Raw genomic sequence first — 17,039 nt, 5'->3', positions numbered from 1 at the left:
CAGGTATCAACAAAGGCTGGGGATGATAACAGACCCAACCTTTGATGAATACCAATCACCTTTATACCCCTGATAAATTCCATTAATCAGCCTGACGACGCAGGAAAGCCGGGATATCGAGGTAGTCCAGGTCGTCCTGAGGGTTCAGTTTAGCGGCTGCAGCAGCACCTGCATGGGCCTGGTTGCGCATCACGGTCGGGCGCTCCAGGTCACGGTAGTTCACCGCTGGTTGCTCTTGGCGAACCGGTGCAGGGTTAGACGCTTCGTACGCCTGCTGGGCGGTCTGCAGGGTGTTGTCGACCACCTTGACCGGCTTCTCGATGCGCGCACCCAGGCCAGTGGCCACAACGGTCACGTGCAGCTCGTCACGCATGTCCGGGTCGATCACGGTACCGACCTTGACCATGGCCTGGTCAGAGGCGAAGGCTTCGATGATGCTACCCACATCGGAGTATTCACCCAGCGACAGGTCAGGGCCTGCGGTGATGTTCACCAGGATGCCGCGGGCGCCCTGCAGGTTGACGTCTTCCAGCAGCGGGTTGCGGATTGCAGCCTCGGTGGCTTCACGCGCACGGTTCGGGCCGCTGGCGCAGCCAGTACCCATCATCGCCATGCCCATTTCACCCATTACGGTGCGCACGTCGGCAAAGTCGACGTTGATCATGCCCGGGCGCTTGATGATATCGGAGATACCGCGAACGGCACCTGCCAGCACATCGTCGGCCTTGGCGAAGGCGGACAGCAGGCTGGCATCCTTGCCCAGGATGGTCAGCAGCTTCTCGTTGGGAATGGTGATCAACGAGTCGACGCTTTCGGCCAGCATGCGGATGCCTTCATCGGCGATCTGCATACGTTTGCGGCCTTCGAACGGGAACGGACGGGTCACCACGGCTACGGTGAGGATGCCCATTTCCTTGGCCACTTCGGCAATGATCGGTGCCGCACCGGTGCCGGTACCGCCGCCCATGCCGGTGGTGATGAACACCATGTTGGTGCCCTGCAGCACTTCTGCGATGCGCTCACGGTCTTCCAGCGCGGCCTGACGGCCGACTTCCGGATTGGCACCAGCACCCAGGCCCTTGGTCACGCCTGTGCCCAATTGCAGGATGGTACGCGCACCGATGTTTTTCAGCGCTTGAGCATCAGTGTTGGCGCAGATGAATTCGACGCCTTCGATGCTGCTCTTGACCATGTGGTTGACGGCGTTGCCGCCACCGCCACCCACGCCGATCACCTTGATGACCGGGCTTTGCGGGACGTTGTCTACGAGCTCGAACATTTTCCCTCTCCTTACAGTTCTCTAGTTGTTGCGCCTACCACTACTGCTTTGTAACTTAGAAGTTGCCCTGGACCCACTTCTTGAAGCGCTCAAGTACTGGGGCCTTCGGTTCATCGCCATAGCTGTTGTTGCTGCTGTTGCTGTTACCGGTCAGGACCATGTCCTCGGACTGCTTCAGCAGGCCGTAGGTGAGCAGGCCCACGCCGGTGGAATAGATCGGGTTGCGCACCACGTCGCTCAGCCCCCGAACGCTGTGCGGTACGCCCAGGCGCACCGGCATGTGGAAGATTTCCTCGGCCAGTTCCACGGCACCTTCCATCTTCGCGGTGCCACCGGTAAGAACGATGCCGGCCGGCACTAGGTCCTCGTAGCCGCTGCGGCGCAGTTCGGCCTGGATCAGGGTGAAGAGCTCGTCGTAACGTGGCTCCACTACCTCGGCCAGGGCCTGGCGCGACAGCTCGCGCGGTGGGCGGTCGCCCACGCTCGGCACCTTGATGGTCTCGCCGGCACCGGCCAGCTTGGCCAGGGCACAGGCGTAGCGGATCTTGATTTCTTCGGCGTACTGGGTGGGTGTCCGCAGGGCCATGGCGATGTCGTTGGTCACCTGGTCACCGGCAATCGGGATGACCGCGGTGTGGCGGATGGCGCCCTCGGTGAAGATGGCGATGTCGGTAGTGCCGCCACCGATATCCACCAGGCACACGCCCAGCTCTTTCTCATCGTCGGTCAGCACCGAGTAGGCCGAAGCCAGCTGCTCGAGGATGATGTCGTCGATTTCCAGGCCACAGCGGCGTACGCACTTCTCGATGTTCTGCGCAGCATTCACGGCGCAAGTGACCACATGCACCTTGGCTTCCAGGCGCACGCCCGACATGCCCAGTGGCTCGCGCACGCCTTCCTGGTTGTCGATCACGTAATCCTGCGGCAGGGTGTGCAGCACGCGCTGGTCGGCCGGAATCGCCACGGCCTGGGCGGCGTCGAGCACGCGCTCCAGGTCGGCCAGGCTGACCTCGCGGTCGCGAATGGCCACGATGCCGTGAGAGTTCAGGCTGCGGATGTGGTTGCCGGCCACGCCAACGAACGCCGAGTGGATACGGCAGCCGGCCATCAGCTGCGCTTCTTCGACGGCGCGCTGGATCGACTGCACGGTGGACTCGATGTTCACCACCACGCCTTTTTTCAGGCCGCGGGACGGATGGGTGCCGATCCCGACGATTTCCAGGGTGCCGTCTTCGCCCACTTCGCCCACCAGCGCCACCACCTTGGAGGTGCCAATGTCCAGCCCGACGATCATTTTGCCGCTATGCGCGTTTGCCATGGTCCTGCCTCTCTCTAATTCTTCGCAACGGCGGGTTGGGCCGTCGTCGGTGCAATCGGTTCCCGCCAGCCAACGGCAAGTCCGTTGGAATAACGCAGATCAATGCGGGCGATAGTGGTGATCTGGTCTTTGAGTGTCTTGTCGTAAATGGCAATGAAACGGCGCATCTTCTCCACCAGATGGTCGCGCCCCAGCAGCAGCTCGATGCCTGGCCCGGCGCTGCTCGCACCGGTAGTCAGGAACCAGCTGCCTCGCTCGCGCAGCTCCAGGCGAGCGATGGAAAAGCCCATGGGGCGCAGCATCTGGCTCAATACCTGATACTGCTGCATGACTTGTTGCTGGGCACGCTGCGGCCCGGCCAGCTGCGGCAGGTGCTCGTAGTTGGCCAGCTCGCGCGGAGTAAAAGCCTGGCCCTGGTTGTTGAGCAAGGCTTCGTCACCCCAGCGTGCCACCGGCAGTTGCTCCTCAAGGCGGATCACCACCTCGTCGGGCCACACCCGGCGCACTTCGGCGTGGGCAATCCACGGCATCTGCTCAAGCTCGGCGCGCATCGCCGGCAGGTCGACGCTGAAGAAGCTCGCCGCCACGTAGGGCGCGATACGTTGCTGCACCGACTGCTGGCTGATGTAGCTGAGGTCGCCCTGCACATCGATCTTGGTGATCGGCCGGTCTGCATACGGCATCAGGCGAATGGCGCCCTCATAGGCACCAAAGCCTGCCGCCACCAGCAGCACCGGCCACAGCAGGCGCTTGAGGCCACCCAGGCTTGGCCGCGGCAGGCGCGCCGATACGGGCTCGTCGGCCACCAGCCGGCTGGCACCACGTGGCACCGGCTTGCTGCGGCCGGTAACGGGTTGCTGCTGACGTATCATCGCGCCTTGCATGGTGGTTAACCTCGCGTCGCCACGCTTTCAGCCAGGATCGCCAGCACCAGCTGCTGGAAGTCCAGGCCGGCCGCGCGGGCCGCCATGGGCACCAGGCTATGATCAGTCATGCCCGGTGCGGTGTTGACTTCGAGCAGCCAGAACCGGCCCTGCTCGTCCTGCATCACGTCCAGCCGCCCCCAGCCTTCGATGCCGATGGCATCACAGGCGCGCGCGGTCAGGTCGATCAGTTCCTGTTCCTTGACGCTATCCAGGCCGCACGGGATGCGGTACTGGGTATCGTTGGCGATGTACTTGGCGTCGTAGTCGTAGAACACGTGCGGCGTACCCAGGGCGATCGGCGGCAGCACCTGGCCGCGCAGTACCGCGATGGTGAACTCCGGGCCGTGGATCCACTGCTCCACCAGTACCTGGGAATCGTATTTGGCGGCGTCCTGCCAGGCGGCGACCAGTTCCTGGGCGCTGTTCACCTTGGCCATGCCGATGCTAGAGCCTTCATGGGCGGGTTTGACGATAAGCGGGAAGCCCAGTTCCGTACTGGCTTGCAAACAATCGTTTTCGCTCGCCAACACGGCGTGGCGCGGGGTGGGAATACCCAGGCTCTGCCACACCTGCTTGGTGCGCAACTTGTCCATGGCCAGCGCCGAGGCAAGGATGCCACTGCCGGTGTAGGGAATGCCCAGGCACTCCAGCAGGCCTTGCATGCTGCCGTCTTCACCGCCACGGCCGTGAAGGGTGATGAAAGCGCGGTCGATCTTCTCGCTCTGCAGGCGGTCGAGCAGGTCGTCGCCCACGTCGATGGCAACCACGTCGACGCCGGCCGTGGTCAGCGCGTCGATTACCGCAGCGCCGGACTTCAGCGACACTTCACGCTCGGCGCTCTTGCCGCCGTACAGCACGGCAACGCGGCCGAACGCTTTTACGTCCAGGGTGGAGTGCAGCTTGTCGTAGGCGCTGGTCATTTCGACTTCTCCTGCTTGGCGCCAGCGAACAGCGGGCTTTTCATCAACTGCGGGGCCAGCCCGCCTACATCACCGGCACCCTGGCAGATCAGGATGTCGCCCGCGCGCAGCAGTGGCTTGACCAACGGCGCCAGTTCGGCACCACGTTCGATGTAGATCGGGTCCAGCTTGCCGCGCTGGCGGATGCTGTGGCACAGCTGGCGGCTGTCGGCACCCGGGATCGGCTCTTCGCCAGCCGGGTACACTTCCATCAGCAGTAGCACGTTGGCATCGCCCAGCACCTGGACGAAATCGTCGTACAAGTCACGGGTACGGCTGTAACGGTGCGGCTGGTAGACGATCACTAGGCGGCGGCTTGGCCAGCCTCCGCGCACGGCCTTGATCACCGCAGCCACTTCGGTCGGGTGGTGGCCGTAGTCGTCGACCAGCATCACGCTGCCGCCTTCGACTGGCAGTTCGCCGTACACCTGGAAGCGTCGGCCGACACCCTGGAAGCCGGACAGGCCCTGGATGATGGCCTCGTCGGTAATGCCTTCGTCAGTGGCGATGGCAATGGTGGCCAGGGCGTTGAGCACGTTGTGATTACCGGGCATGTTCACCGACACCTCAAGCGGCTCGCGGTCGCGGCGCAGTACGGTGAAGTGGGTCTGCATGCCCTGCTGGCGCACGTTGATGGCGCGGATGTCGGCCTCTTCGCTGAAGCCATAGGTCACGGTCGGGCGCTTCACCTGCGGCAGGATCTCGCGCACCACCGGGTCGTCCAGGCACATCACGGCCAGGCCGTAGAACGGCAGGTTGTGCAGGAACTCGACGAAGGTTTTCTTCAGCTTGTTGAAGTCACCTTCGTAGGTCGCCATGTGGTCGGCGTCGATGTTGGTGACCACGGCCACCATCGGCTGCAAGTGCAGGAAGCTGGCGTCGCTCTCGTCGGCTTCGGCGATCAGGTAGCGGCTGGTGCCCAGCTGGGCATTGGTGCCAGCGGCGGTCAGCCGGCCACCGATGACGAACGTCGGGTCCAGGCCGCCGGCAGCGAACACCGAGGCCAGCAGGCTGGTGGTGGTGGTCTTGCCGTGGGTACCGGCAACCGCCACACCATGACGGTAGCGCATCAGTTCGGCGAGCATCTCGGCACGCGGCACCACCGGAATGCGCCGCTCAAGGGCGGTGGCCACTTCCGGGTTGGCCGGGTTGATGGCGCTGGACACTACCAGCACATCGGCGGTGGCGGCGTTCTCGGCGCGATGGCCGACGAAGATCTCGGCACCGAACGATTCGAGGCGCTCGGTAACTGGCGAGGCCTTAAGGTCCGAACCGGACACTTCATAGCCCAGGTTCAGCAACACTTCGGCGATACCGCACATGCCGACGCCGCCGATACCGACGAAGTGAATGCGGCGGATACGGCCCATCTTCGGCTGGGGCATGGCTTTCTGGCTTTCAACCATGGGCCACCTCCAGGCAGATATCGACCACGGTGCTGGTTGCAGCAGGTTTGGCCAGGCGCCGTGCGGTGCCTGCCATGACGTTGAGTTTCTCGGGTTGCATCAGCACCTCGTTCAGGCGTTCAGCGAGCTGCGCTGCGCCAGTTGTCGCTTGTGGCATCAGGAAGGCAGCGCCTTCACGGGCCAGATATTGGGCGTTGTGGGTCTGGTGGTCGTCGATGGCGTGGGGCAAAGGCACCAGCATCGAAGGCAGGCCCGCTGCCGCCAGCTCGCTGACGGTCAGGGCACCGGCCCGGCACACCACCATGTCGGCCCAGCCATAGGCTTGGGCCATGTCCTTGATGAAGGGCTCTACCTGAGCCTCGACGCCCGCCTCGTGATAACGCTCGGCGGTAATCGGTGCATGTTGCTTGCCGGCCTGGTGGAATACCTCTGGCCGCAACGCAGCGGGTACTTCGGACAGGGCCTTAGGCAACAATTTGTTCAATGGTTCCGCACCCAGGCTGCCACCGAGTACCAGCAGGCGTGCACGGCGCTCGGCCAGGGGTGCGCGTTGCGCGTCCATGAACAGCTCCGGGCGCACCGGGTTGCCGGTGGTACGACGTTTGTCGCTGGCCTCGAAGGTGTTGGGGAAAGCTTCGCAGACCCGCGCCGAGAGTGGCATCAACAACCGATTGGCGGTACCTGCCCGGGCGTTCTGCTCGTGGATCACCAACGGCACGCCGCACAGCCGTGCGGCCACGCCGCCGGGGCCGGTCACGTAGCCGCCAAAGCCCAGTACGCAGACCGGCTTGAGCTGGCGAATGATCCGCCGCGCCTGCAGCACAGCCTTGACCAGGGTGAACGGTGCCTTGAGCAAAGACAGTTTGCTTTTGCCACGCAGGCCGCTGACCTGGATCAGGTGCAGCGGCAAGCCGGCCTGGGGCACCAGTTCGTTCTCGATACCGCGCGGGGTGCCTAGCCAGTGCACGGTGTAACCGCGTGCCTGGAACTCTCGGGCGCAGGCCAGGGCCGGGAACACATGGCCCCCGGTGCCGCCTGCCATGATCAGTACGTTTTTGCCGTCAGCGGCCATGACTGGTCTCCTCGGCAAAATCGCTTTCGCTGAATTCGTGCTCCTCGCTGCCAAGATGCGTGCGGCTTTCCCACTCGATACGCAGTAACAAGCCCACGCACGCGCAGCAGATCACCAACGAACTGCCGCCGTAGCTGAGGAATGGCAGGGTCAGGCCCTTGGTCGGCAGCAGGCCGACGTTCACCCCGATGTTGATCAGAAACTGGCCGATCCACAGGAACGCCAGGCCGAAGGCCACATAGGCGGCAAAGAACTGCTTGGCCTTCTCGGCCCACAGGCCGATGTACAGGGCACGCACGGTGACGAACACGAACAATGCAATGGTCACCAGCGAGCCGACGACACCCAGCTCTTCTGCCAGTACCGAGAACACGAAGTCGGTATGTGCTTCGGGCAGGTAGAACTGCTTCTGCACGCTATTGCCCAGGCCAACGCCCAGCCATTCGCCCCGACCGAAGGCAATCAGTGCCTGGGTCAACTGGTAGCCCGAACCGAACTGGTCAGACCACGGGTCGGTGAAGGTGATAAGCCGCGCCATCCGGTACGGCTGCGCCTGCACCAGCACGAACACCGCCAGCACCGCCAACACCACCATCAGGCTGAAGCGGAACAGCCCCACCCCACCGAGGAACAGCATGGCCGCTGCCGCCCCCATCATCACCACGGTGGCGCCGAAGTCCGGCTCCATCAGCAGCAAGGCAGCCATGGGCAGCAGCACGATGAACGGCTTGAAGAAGCCCATCCAGGTTTCGCGTACCTCGGTCTGCCTGCGTACCAGGTAACCGGCCAGGTAGACGACCACGAACACCTTGGCGATTTCCGAAGGCTGGACGTTGAAGAAGCTGAAGCCGATCCAGCGCATGGAACCGTTTACTTCACGGCCGATACCCGGTACCAGCACCAGCACCAGCAGGCCGAAGGCGCCCAGCAGCATCATGAAGCCCATGCGCTGCCAGGTGGCGATTGGCACCAGCATGGTCGCACCGCAGGCTACCAGGCCAAGGAATACGTACACGAGGTGGCGGAACATGTGGTAAAGCGGGTTGCCCGACTGCACCGCAGCCACTTCCGAGGACGCCGAGGTGATCATCACCAGGCCCAGGCCCAGCAGCGCCAGGCAGCCGGCCAGCATCGGGAAGTCCAGGTCGATGCCGCGGCCGCTGATCAGCGGCGACGGGTAGGGTTTGAAGATGCCGAAGATCATGCAAGCCCCCCCGCTGCCTGGGCGAACAGGCGCCCGCGCTCTTCAAAGTTCTTGAACATGTCCAGGCTGGCGCACGCCGGCGACAGCAGCACGGCATCACCGGCCTGGGCCAGTTCGGCGCACTGTTGCACGGCCTCGTCCAGGGTCTTGACCCGAACAAGCGGCACGTCATCGCCCAGGGCTTCGGCCAGGCGCTCGGCATCGCGACCGAGCAATACCACTGCGCGACAGAAGCGCTTGACCGGCTCGCGCAGCGCCGTGAACTCGGCACCTTTACCGTCACCACCGGCGATCAGCACCAGCTTGCCTTCGATATCGGCACCCAGGCCCTCGATGGCAGCCAGGGCAGCGCCGACGTTGGTGGCCTTGGAATCGTCGTACCAGTTCACACCGTTACGCTCACGTACCCACTGGCAGCGGTGGGCCAGGCCACCGAACTCGCGCAGGGCTTCGAGCATGGGCTCGAACGCAAGGCCCGCGGCATGCCCCAGCGCCAAGGCTGCCAATGCGTTGCTCTGGTTGTGGGCGCCACGAACCTTCAGCTCGCGCGCCGGCATCAGCGCCTGGAACTCGAATGCCAGGTATTTCTCACCGTCGACTTCACGCAGGCCAAAGGCCTTGAAGTCCGGCTGGTTGAGGCCGAAGGTCCAGCAGGGGCGGCCTTCCACCGGCAGCGGCCGGCTGAGGGCGTCCTGGCGGTTGACCACAACCTGCTTGGCGCCGCGGAAAATCCGGTGCTTGGCAAGGTGGTACGCCGGCAGCCCGCTGTAGCGGTCCATGTGGTCTTCGCTGATGTTCAGCACGGTGGCCACTTCGGCATTGAGCTGGTCAGTGGTTTCCAGCTGGAAGCTGGACAGCTCCAGCACGTACAACTCCACGTCATCGGCCAGCAGGTCCAGCGCCGGGGTGCCGAGGTTGCCGCCCACCGCTACGCGCTTGCCTGCCTTGGCGGCCATTTCGCCGACAAGGGTGGTAACGGTGCTCTTGGCGTTGGAACCGCTGATGGCAATGATCGGCGCCTTGGCGTTGCGGGCGAACAGTTCGATGTCACCGGACAGCTTCACGCCGCGCGCGGCGGCCTGTTGCAGCGCAGGGGTAGCCAGGGCAAGGCCAGGGCTTACGTACAGTTCGTTGGCGCGGCACAGGAAGTCCACGTCCAGCTCGCCACAGCGCACTTCCACCTGCGGGTAATCACGGCGCAGGGTGTCCAGTTCCGGCGGTTGCTCGCGGGTGTCGGCGACCGCAAAGGCAATGCCCCGGCTCGCCAGGAAGCGAACCAGGGACATGCCGCTCTTGCCGAGGCCGACAACGATGCGGAATTGGTCGGAAGCGATCAAGGACACGCTCATCTACCTCAGTTTCAGGGTTGCAAGGCCGATCAGCACCAGGATCACGGTGATGATCCAGAAGCGGACGATCACCCGTGGCTCTGGCCAGCCCTTGAGTTCAAAGTGGTGGTGGATCGGCGCCATGCGGAACACGCGCTTGCCGGTCAGCTTGAAAGAGGCGACCTGGATCACCACCGACAGGGTTTCCACAACGAAGATGCCGCCCATGATGAACAGGACGATTTCCTGGCGGACGATCACCGCAATGGTGCCCAGTGCGGCGCCCAGCGCCAGCGCACCGACGTCGCCCATGAAGACTTGTGCCGGGTAGGTGTTGAACCACAGGAAGCCCAGGCCGGCACCGATCAGCGCGCCGCAGAACACGATCAGCTCGCCCGAGCCCGGCACGTAAGGAATCAGCAGGTACTCGGCAAACTTCACGTTACCCGACAGATAGCAGAAGATGCCCAGGGCGCCGCCGACCATCACCGTCGGCATGATTGCCAGGCCGTCGAGGCCGTCAGTGAGGTTGACCGCGTTGCTGGAGCCGACGATGACGAAGTAGGTCAGTACGACGAAGCCAACGCCCAGCGGGATGGTGACATCCTTGATGAACGGCAAAATCAGCGTGGTCTCGACGCTGGTTGGCGCGGTCTTGTACAGGAACACGGCTGCAGCCAGGCCGAACACCGACTGCCAGAAGTACTTCCAGCGGCTTGGCAGGCCACGAGAGTTCTTTTCGATCACCTTGCGGTAGTCGTCGACCCAGCCGATGGCGCCGAACGCCAGGGTAACGATCAACACCACCCAGACGTAGCGGTTGCTCAGGTCTGCCCACAGCAGCGTGCTGACGGCAATGGCCGACAGGATCAGCGCACCACCCATGGTCGGGGTGCCGGACTTGGACAGGTGCGATTGCGGGCCGTCGTTACGCACGGCCTGGCCGATCTGGCGAATTTGCAGGGTACGGATCATCCACGGCCCCAGCCACAGCGCCAGCGACAACGCGGTCAGTACACCAAGAATCCCGCGCAGGGACAGGTACTGGAAGACCGCGAAGCCTTTATGGAACTGTTGCAGATACTCGGCCAACAGCAGCAGCATTAATGTTTCTCCCCGCTGGCACCGCACAATGCCGCCACGACGTTTTCCATCGCAGCGCTGCGCGAGCCCTTGATCAAGATTGTGGTGTCGCTGGCACTTTCGGCGCTAACCGCGTCGATCAGCTCAGCTTGAGTAGCGAAATGACGGCCATTGGCGCCGAACGCCCTGACCGCATGTGTCATGTTGGAACCCACTGCGTACAGGGCATCTACCTTGCCACGCGCGTAGTCACCCACCTGACGGTGGCCTTCTTCCGCCCATTGCCCCAGTTCGCCGATATCCCCAAGCACCAGAACGGTGCGCCCGGAAAAGCCGGCGAGTATATCAATGGCCGCACACATGGAGGTGGGATTTGCGTTGTAACTATCGTCGATCACCCGCACGCCGTTCGGCGCGATCTGCGCCACGGTACGGCCCTTGACCGGTTGCACGGCAGCCAGGCCTGCGGCGATGCCGCTCAGGCTCAGACCAACGGCATGGGCAGCGGCGGCGGCGGCCAGCGCATTGCTGACGTTGTGCTCACCCAGCACATTGAGTTGCACACCTACCGTTTCACCGGCGCCGTGCAGTTTGAAAGACGGGCAACCACGGGCATCGCGACCGATGTCTGTGGCGCAGAGGTCGGCCTGCGGATTGCTGCGCGCAAAACTGATGACGTGGTGCGCACCGGCACGCGCCTTCCAGATGGGGAAAGCCTTGTCGTCCAGGTTAAGGATGGCGATGCCGCCCTCGCCCAGGCCTTCAAGGATTTCGCCCTTGGCTTCAACGATTTTCTCCGGGCCGCCGAACTCGCCAACGTGGGCGGTACCGGCGTTGTTGATGATGACCACCTGAGGTTGGGTCAGGCCAACGGTGTAGCGGATTTCACCTATGCGCGACGCACCCAGCTCGATCACCGCAGCGCTGTGCTCCGGGGCGATCTCCAGCAGGGTCAGCGGCGCACCAAGGTCGTTGTTCAGGTTGCCGCGAGTGGCGTGCACCAGGCCACGGGTACGCAGGATGCTGGCCAGCATTTCCTTTACGGTGGTCTTGCCGCTGGAGCCGGTAATGGCAACGACAGGCTTGTCGAACGCAGCGCGGTTGAGGGCACCGAGCTGGCCGAGCGCTACACGGCAATCCTTGACCAGCAACTGCGGCAGGTCGACACCGGCCACTGCACGTTCGACCAGGGCAGCGACTGCGCCTTTGGCTTTCACGTCGGCCAGGTAGTCATGGCCATCGAAACGCGGGCCGGCCAGGGCAACGAACAGCTGCCCGGCGCCGACGCTGCGGCTGTCGATGCTGACACCGGTGAACGTGGCGTCGCCGCCGATTTGTTGACCACTCAGTGCTGTGGTCAGCTGGCTGAGTGACAGCGGCTTAAGCATGTGGAGCCTCCCAGGCTGCAAGCGCCTTCTCGGCTTCGATCAGGTCGGAAAAATCATGGCGCTCGCCATTGATCTCCTGGTAATCCTCATGCCCCTTGCCGGCCAGCACGATCACATCGTTGGCAGCGGCGGTGGCAATCAGGTGCGCAATGGCCTCGCCACGACCGGCAACGAACTCGACGCTGCCAGGCCCGGTGAAACCAGGACGGATGTCGTCAAAGATACGCAGCGGGTCTTCGGTACGCGGGTTGTCATCGGTAACCACCACGCGGTCGGCCAGGCGCTCGGCCACTCCGGCCATCAGCGGGCGCTTGCCGCGGTCGCGGTCGCCGCCGCAGCCAAACAGGCACAGCAGCTTGCCGTGGGCGTGTGGGCGCAGGGCTTCGAGCACCTTTTCCAGGGCATCCGGGGTGTGCGCGTAGTCGACCACCACCAGTGGCCTGTCGCCGCCACCCAGGCGCTGCATGCGGCCTACCGGCCCTTGCAGTTGCGGGGTGACCTTGAGGATTTCGTCCAGCGAATAGTCCAGCGCCAGCAGTGTCGCCACGGCGGCGAGCATGTTGCTGAGGTTGAAGCGCCCCAGCAACTGGCTGCGCAGGGTGCGCTCACCTTGGCTGGTGACGAGCGTGGCGCGGACGCCATCGTCGTCAAACCTGGCCTCAGGGCAGAACAGCGACGCGTCCTGGTTTTCCAGGCTATAGCTGATCAGCCGGGTCTCGATACGATCGGTCATCGGCTTGCGGGCGAAATCGTCAGCCAGACGACGACCGAAGTCATCATCCAGGTTGACCACCTGGCAACGCAGGCTCGGCCAGGCGAACAACTTGGCCTTGGCGGCCTCGTAGGCCTCCATGCTGCCGTGGTAATCGAGGTGGTCACGGGACAGGTTGGTCATGACCGCGATGTCGAATTCCAGCGCAGCAACCCGGCCTTGTTCCAGGGCATGGGAGGAAACCTCCATGGCCACGGCCTTGGCGCCACCTTTCTTGAGGTCATTGAGCGTCGACTGCACGGCGATCGGGTCTGGCGTGGTCAGCCGGCCGCTTTGCAGCTCGCCATAAAAGCCTGTACCCAACGTGCCGATCAGGCCGCAGCGCTGGCCGAGCAGGTCCAGTGCCTGCGCCACCAGCTGGGTCACGCTGGTCTTGCCGTTGGTGCCGGTCACGCCCACCAGGTTCAGCTGGCGGCTGGGCTCGCCATAGAACCGGCCAGCAATCTCGGACAACTGGGCAATCAGGCCCTTCACCGGAATCAGCGGCACGTCGGTCAGCGGCAGCACGTTGGCGCCCTGTTCTTCATAGGCCACGGCGGCAGCGCCACGGGCCAAGGCATCAGCGATGTGCTCGCGGCCATCGACCTTGGCGCCCGGCACAGCCAGGAAGAGGTCGCCCGGGCGCACACTGCGGCTGTCCAGGGTCAGTTCACGGATCAGCGGGTCACGGCTGGCGTGGGCGAAAAGTTTGCTTAATGGCATTGTCATCATCCACGCCCTCCCTTGGCGTCTGCTGCATTGACTTGCGATTGCCCGGCGGGCGCTGCTGGTGCAGGTGGCGGCAAGTTGTCTGGCGGTACGTTCATCAACCGCAGGGTGCCGGACATGACCTTGCTGAACACTGGCGCCGAAACCAGGCCACCGAAGTAGCCGCCCTTGCCCGGCTCGTCGATGACCACGACGATGGCGTAGCGCGGGTCGCTCATTGGCCCGAAGCCAGCGAACAGCGAGCGGTAGGCGTTTTCGGTGTAGCCCTTGGAACCCACGGTGGCCTTACGCGCGGTACCGGACTTGCCGGCCACGTGATAGAACGGCACCTGGGCGCGGAACACGCCGCGCGGCGCTTCGATCACCTGCTGCAACATGCCCTGAACGGTTTCGGCGGTTTCCTTCGGAATGGCTTGCACCGCTTCCGGCGGCTGGTCGACCTTGAGAATCGACAGCGGCACCATCTTGCCGTCGTTGGCCAGTGCCGCGTAGGCATGCACCAATTGCAGGGCGGTCACCGACACGCCGTAGCCGTAGGACAGCGTCGCGGTCTCGGCCTTGCGCCACTCGCGGTGGTTAGGCAGGTTGCCGACACGCTCACCCGGGAAGCCAAGGCCGGTGTACTGGCCAAGGCCAACCTGGGACATGACCCGGTAAATGGCCTCGCCGCCGATGTCGAAGGCGATCTTGCTCATCCCGACGTTACTGGAGTTGATCAGGATACCGGTCAGGTCGAGGATCGGGCCTTCGCTGCGCGATACGTCCTTGATGGTGTAGCGGCCGATCTGCAGGCTGCCCGGGTAGACTTCGACCTTGTCGGTCGGCTTCCAGCGGCCGCTCTGCAGGGCCGCACTCATGGAGATCGGCTTGACCGTGGAACCGGGCTCGAACACGTCGATGATCGCCCGGTTACGCATGGCCGCCGGGAACATGCTGCGGCGGTTGTTGGGGTTGTAGGTCGGCTGGTTGACCATGGCCAGGACCTCACCGGTCTTGACGTCCATGATCACCAGGCTGCCGGCCTTGGCGTCCTGTTCGGCAATGGCATTACGCAGTTCGCGGGTGGCCAGGTACTGCAGGCGCAGGTCTATCGACAACGCCAAGGTCTTACCGGCCTTGGCGTTCTTGGTTACCTGGATGTCCTTGATCAGCCGGCCGCGCCGGTCCTTGATCACCTGCCGCTTGCCCGGCACGCCGGCCAGCCATTCGTCATAGGCCAGCTCCACACCCTCGCGACCATGGTCGTCCAGGTCGGTGAAGCCGACCATGTGCGCCGTGACATCACCGGCCGGATAGAAGCGGCGGAATTCTTCCAGGCCGTACACACCTGGCACTTTCAGGTCGAGCACATGCTGGCCCTGTTCCGGGGTCAGGCCGCGGACCAGATAGATGAACTCTTTGCTCGCCTGCTGGGTCAGGCGCTCGGTGAGCTGCTGCGGGTTTTGCCCCAGCGCCGCAGCCAGCTGTGGCCAACGGTCCCTGGACGCCTGCATTTCCTTGGGGTTGGCCCACAGGGTGGTAACCGGGGTACTCACGGCCAGCGGCTCACCGTTGCGGTCGGTAATCAGGCCGCGGTGCGCCGGGATAGGAATATGACGCAGGCTGCGCGCATCGCCCTGGCCCTTGAGGAAGTCACGGTCGACCACCTGCAGGTCGATGATGCGCCAGCAGATGGCACCCACCATGATGGCCAGCAAGCCGATTACCACGCGGAAGCGCCACGGGTAGAGTGCGCCTTCGAGCTTCATCATGGCGCCACCATCCGTACTTCGTCAGCCGAAGGCACGCGCATCTTCAACTGCTCGGACGCCAGGTTCTCGATACGGCTGGCGGCGGTCCAGGTGCTCTGTTCAAGAATCAGCCGGCCCCACTCGGCCTGGGCCTTGTCACGCTCGTTCAACTCACCGTACAGGGTATTGAGCAACTGGCGGTTCCAGTGCGCGCTGTAAGACACGGCAATGGCCGAAACCAGCACGGCAATGAACAGCAGAAGCATCAGGAAGCTTCCGCCTGGCAAAGGCTTGGCAAACAGCCTGCTCACCGCAGCTTCTCCGCCACACGCATCACGGCGCTACGCGACCGGGGGTTGGCCTTGAGTTCGGCTTCGGAAGCGAACTGGGCTTTGCCTATAAGCTTGATTTTCGGCTCGAAGACCTTGTGCTGTACCGGCAGGTTGCGTGGCAGGTTGTCGGCCTCGCCCTTTACCAGCTTGCGCATGAACAGCTTCACGATACGGTCTTCCAGCGAGTGGAAGCTGATGACCGCCAGGCGACCACCCACTTCGAGCGCATCGAGTGCCGCCTCAAGGCCGGCCTCAAGGTCGCCCAGCTCGTTGTTGACGTGGATACGAAGGCCCTGGAAGGCACGGGTAGCCGGGTTCTTGCCTTTTTCCCAGGCAGGGTTGGCCACCTTGAGCACCTCTGCCAGGTCGGCAGTACGGGTGAACGGCTGCTTTTCACGACGCTCAACCACGACACGCGCCATTCGGCCAGCGAAGCGCTCTTCACCGTACTCCTTGAAGACGCGGGCAATTTCTTCCACAGGCGCCGTGGCGATGAACTCGGCGGCACTGATGCCCTGGTCCGGGTTCATGCGCATGTCCAGCGGGCCATCATTGAGGAAGCTGAAGCCACGCTCGGGGTCATCCAGTTGCGGCGAGGACACGCCCAGGTCCAGCAGCACACCGCTGACCTTGCCGTGCAGGCCGCGCTCGGCCACTTCCGCGCCCAGCTCGGCAAAGCTGCGCTGCACAATGACAAAGCGGCCGTCTTCGGCCGCCAGCGCTTGCCCCGTGGCAATCGCCTGTGGATCTTTATCGAAGCCCAGCAGCCGCCCTTGCGGCCCGAGCTTGCTGAGAATCAGCCGGCTGTGTCCGCCACGGCCAAACGTGCCGTCCAGATAGCAACCGTCGGCGCGCAGGGCCAATGCCTCGACAGCCTCGTCGAGCAGGACGGTAATGTGGTTGAAGCCGCTATCTATGGTCACAGGATCAGGTCACGCAATTCGTCGGGCATGGCGCCCGGTTGTTGAATAGCTGCAAGGTCGGCTGCCGAAACCGCGTTCCAGGCATCTTCATCCCACAGCTGGAATTTGTTCAGTTGCCCCACCAGCATCGCCTTCTTGTCGAGCTTGGCGTACTCACGCAGGCGGGGCGGTACCAGGAAACGACCGCTGCCATCGAGCTCCAGGTCAACCGCATTGCCGATCAGCAAACGCTGCAGGCGGCGGTTTTCCTCACGCAACGACGGCAAGGCACGCAACTTGGCTTCTATCTGCTCCCACTCATCGAGGGGATAAACACACAAGCAGGGATCAACGGCATCAATGGTCACGATCAGCTGGCCATTGCAACGCGAATCGAGCTCGTCACGGTACCGGCTCGGCATGGCGAGACGGCCCTTTGCATCGAGGCTGACGGCGTTGGCTCCGCGGAACACGGCTGCGATTCCCCACAATGTTAGCTTTTTTGTGCCAGAAAACCCACTTCATCCCACTTTCTGCCACTTGCGCACACTATAGGAATCCGCCCGCAGCACCGTCAAGGCACGTTCATAAGGAAAAGCCTTACAGGACGGAGATTTAGCGCGATATGGGAA

At 63.6% G+C, this 17,039-nt stretch carries 15 protein-coding genes; all 15 read right to left on the bottom strand.

The genetic code is table 11. The features are described 5' to 3' along the window. Positions 1-82: 82 nt before the first annotated feature. From ftsZ to mraZ, 15 genes are read right to left on the bottom strand one after another with little or no spacing between them, the layout of a single operon-like run. Entirely contained in the window at positions 83-1,279 is a 1,197-nt protein-coding gene (gene ftsZ, locus ACFY9W_RS07205; protein ID WP_284354440.1) for a cell division protein FtsZ, read from the bottom strand. A 55-nt stretch (positions 1,280-1,334) separates the two neighbouring features. After that, positions 1,335-2,597 (bottom strand): cell division protein FtsA, encoded by a 1,263-nt coding sequence (ftsA, locus tag ACFY9W_RS07200; protein WP_016713566.1) that lies wholly within the window; start codon positions 2,595-2,597, stop codon positions 1,335-1,337. A 14-nt stretch (positions 2,598-2,611) separates the two neighbouring features. Then, positions 2,612-3,481, bottom strand: a complete 870-nt coding sequence (locus ACFY9W_RS07195; RefSeq protein WP_016498051.1) for a cell division protein FtsQ/DivIB — start codon at positions 3,479-3,481, stop codon at positions 2,612-2,614. 5 nt (positions 3,482-3,486) lie between these two features. Next, a complete protein-coding gene (locus ACFY9W_RS07190; RefSeq protein ID WP_391127699.1) occupies positions 3,487-4,443 on the bottom strand; it encodes a D-alanine--D-alanine ligase in 957 nt (318 codons plus the stop codon). Beyond that, positions 4,440-5,888, bottom strand: coding sequence for a UDP-N-acetylmuramate--L-alanine ligase (gene murC / locus ACFY9W_RS07185; RefSeq protein ID WP_016713564.1), 1,449 nt, complete (start codon positions 5,886-5,888; stop codon positions 4,440-4,442). Before murC ends, ACFY9W_RS07190 begins: the two co-directional genes overlap by 4 nt. Then, the gene (murG, locus tag ACFY9W_RS07180; RefSeq protein ID WP_391127695.1) at positions 5,881-6,960 is read right to left on the bottom strand and encodes an undecaprenyldiphospho-muramoylpentapeptide beta-N-acetylglucosaminyltransferase; all 1,080 of its coding nucleotides are present in this window, start codon (positions 6,958-6,960) and stop codon (positions 5,881-5,883) included. Before murG ends, murC begins: the two co-directional genes overlap by 8 nt. Continuing rightward, complete coding sequence (gene ftsW, locus ACFY9W_RS07175; RefSeq protein WP_060499795.1) at positions 6,950-8,164, bottom strand: putative lipid II flippase FtsW; 1,215 nt, start codon at positions 8,162-8,164, stop codon at positions 6,950-6,952. Before ftsW ends, murG begins: the two co-directional genes overlap by 11 nt. After that, positions 8,161-9,507, bottom strand: a complete 1,347-nt coding sequence (murD, locus tag ACFY9W_RS07170; RefSeq protein ID WP_391127691.1) for a UDP-N-acetylmuramoyl-L-alanine--D-glutamate ligase — start codon at positions 9,505-9,507, stop codon at positions 8,161-8,163. Before murD ends, ftsW begins: the two co-directional genes overlap by 4 nt. Positions 9,508-9,513: 6 nt before the next feature. Next, a complete protein-coding gene (mraY, locus tag ACFY9W_RS07165) occupies positions 9,514-10,596 on the bottom strand; it encodes a phospho-N-acetylmuramoyl-pentapeptide-transferase (RefSeq protein ID WP_003251852.1) in 1,083 nt (360 codons plus the stop codon). After that, the gene (murF, locus tag ACFY9W_RS07160) at positions 10,596-11,963 is read right to left on the bottom strand and encodes a UDP-N-acetylmuramoyl-tripeptide--D-alanyl-D-alanine ligase (protein WP_391127688.1); all 1,368 of its coding nucleotides are present in this window, start codon (positions 11,961-11,963) and stop codon (positions 10,596-10,598) included. Before murF ends, mraY begins: the two co-directional genes overlap by 1 nt. Beyond that, on the bottom strand, positions 11,956-13,446 hold the full coding sequence (locus tag ACFY9W_RS07155) for a UDP-N-acetylmuramoyl-L-alanyl-D-glutamate--2,6-diaminopimelate ligase (protein WP_391127685.1): 1,491 nt from the start codon (positions 13,444-13,446) through the stop codon (positions 11,956-11,958). Before ACFY9W_RS07155 ends, murF begins: the two co-directional genes overlap by 8 nt. After that, entirely contained in the window at positions 13,443-15,191 is a 1,749-nt protein-coding gene (locus ACFY9W_RS07150; RefSeq protein ID WP_391127791.1) for a penicillin-binding transpeptidase domain-containing protein, read from the bottom strand. Before ACFY9W_RS07150 ends, ACFY9W_RS07155 begins: the two co-directional genes overlap by 4 nt. Beyond that, entirely contained in the window at positions 15,191-15,484 is a 294-nt protein-coding gene (ftsL, locus tag ACFY9W_RS07145) for a cell division protein FtsL (protein ID WP_391127682.1), read from the bottom strand. The genes ACFY9W_RS07150 and ftsL overlap by 1 nt, the downstream gene beginning before the upstream one ends. Next, positions 15,481-16,428, bottom strand: a complete 948-nt coding sequence (rsmH, locus tag ACFY9W_RS07140; protein WP_391127680.1) for a 16S rRNA (cytosine(1402)-N(4))-methyltransferase RsmH — start codon at positions 16,426-16,428, stop codon at positions 15,481-15,483. Before rsmH ends, ftsL begins: the two co-directional genes overlap by 4 nt. Next, complete coding sequence (gene mraZ / locus ACFY9W_RS07135) at positions 16,425-16,880, bottom strand: division/cell wall cluster transcriptional repressor MraZ (RefSeq protein ID WP_004575120.1); 456 nt, start codon at positions 16,878-16,880, stop codon at positions 16,425-16,427. The genes rsmH and mraZ overlap by 4 nt, the downstream gene beginning before the upstream one ends. Positions 16,881-17,039 lie beyond the last annotated feature (159 nt).

This window comes from Pseudomonas sp. NPDC008258, assembly GCF_042956345.1.
Classification (GTDB): domain Bacteria; phylum Pseudomonadota; class Gammaproteobacteria; order Pseudomonadales; family Pseudomonadaceae; genus Aquipseudomonas.
This window is presented reverse-complemented; position numbering and strand designations above follow the sequence as displayed.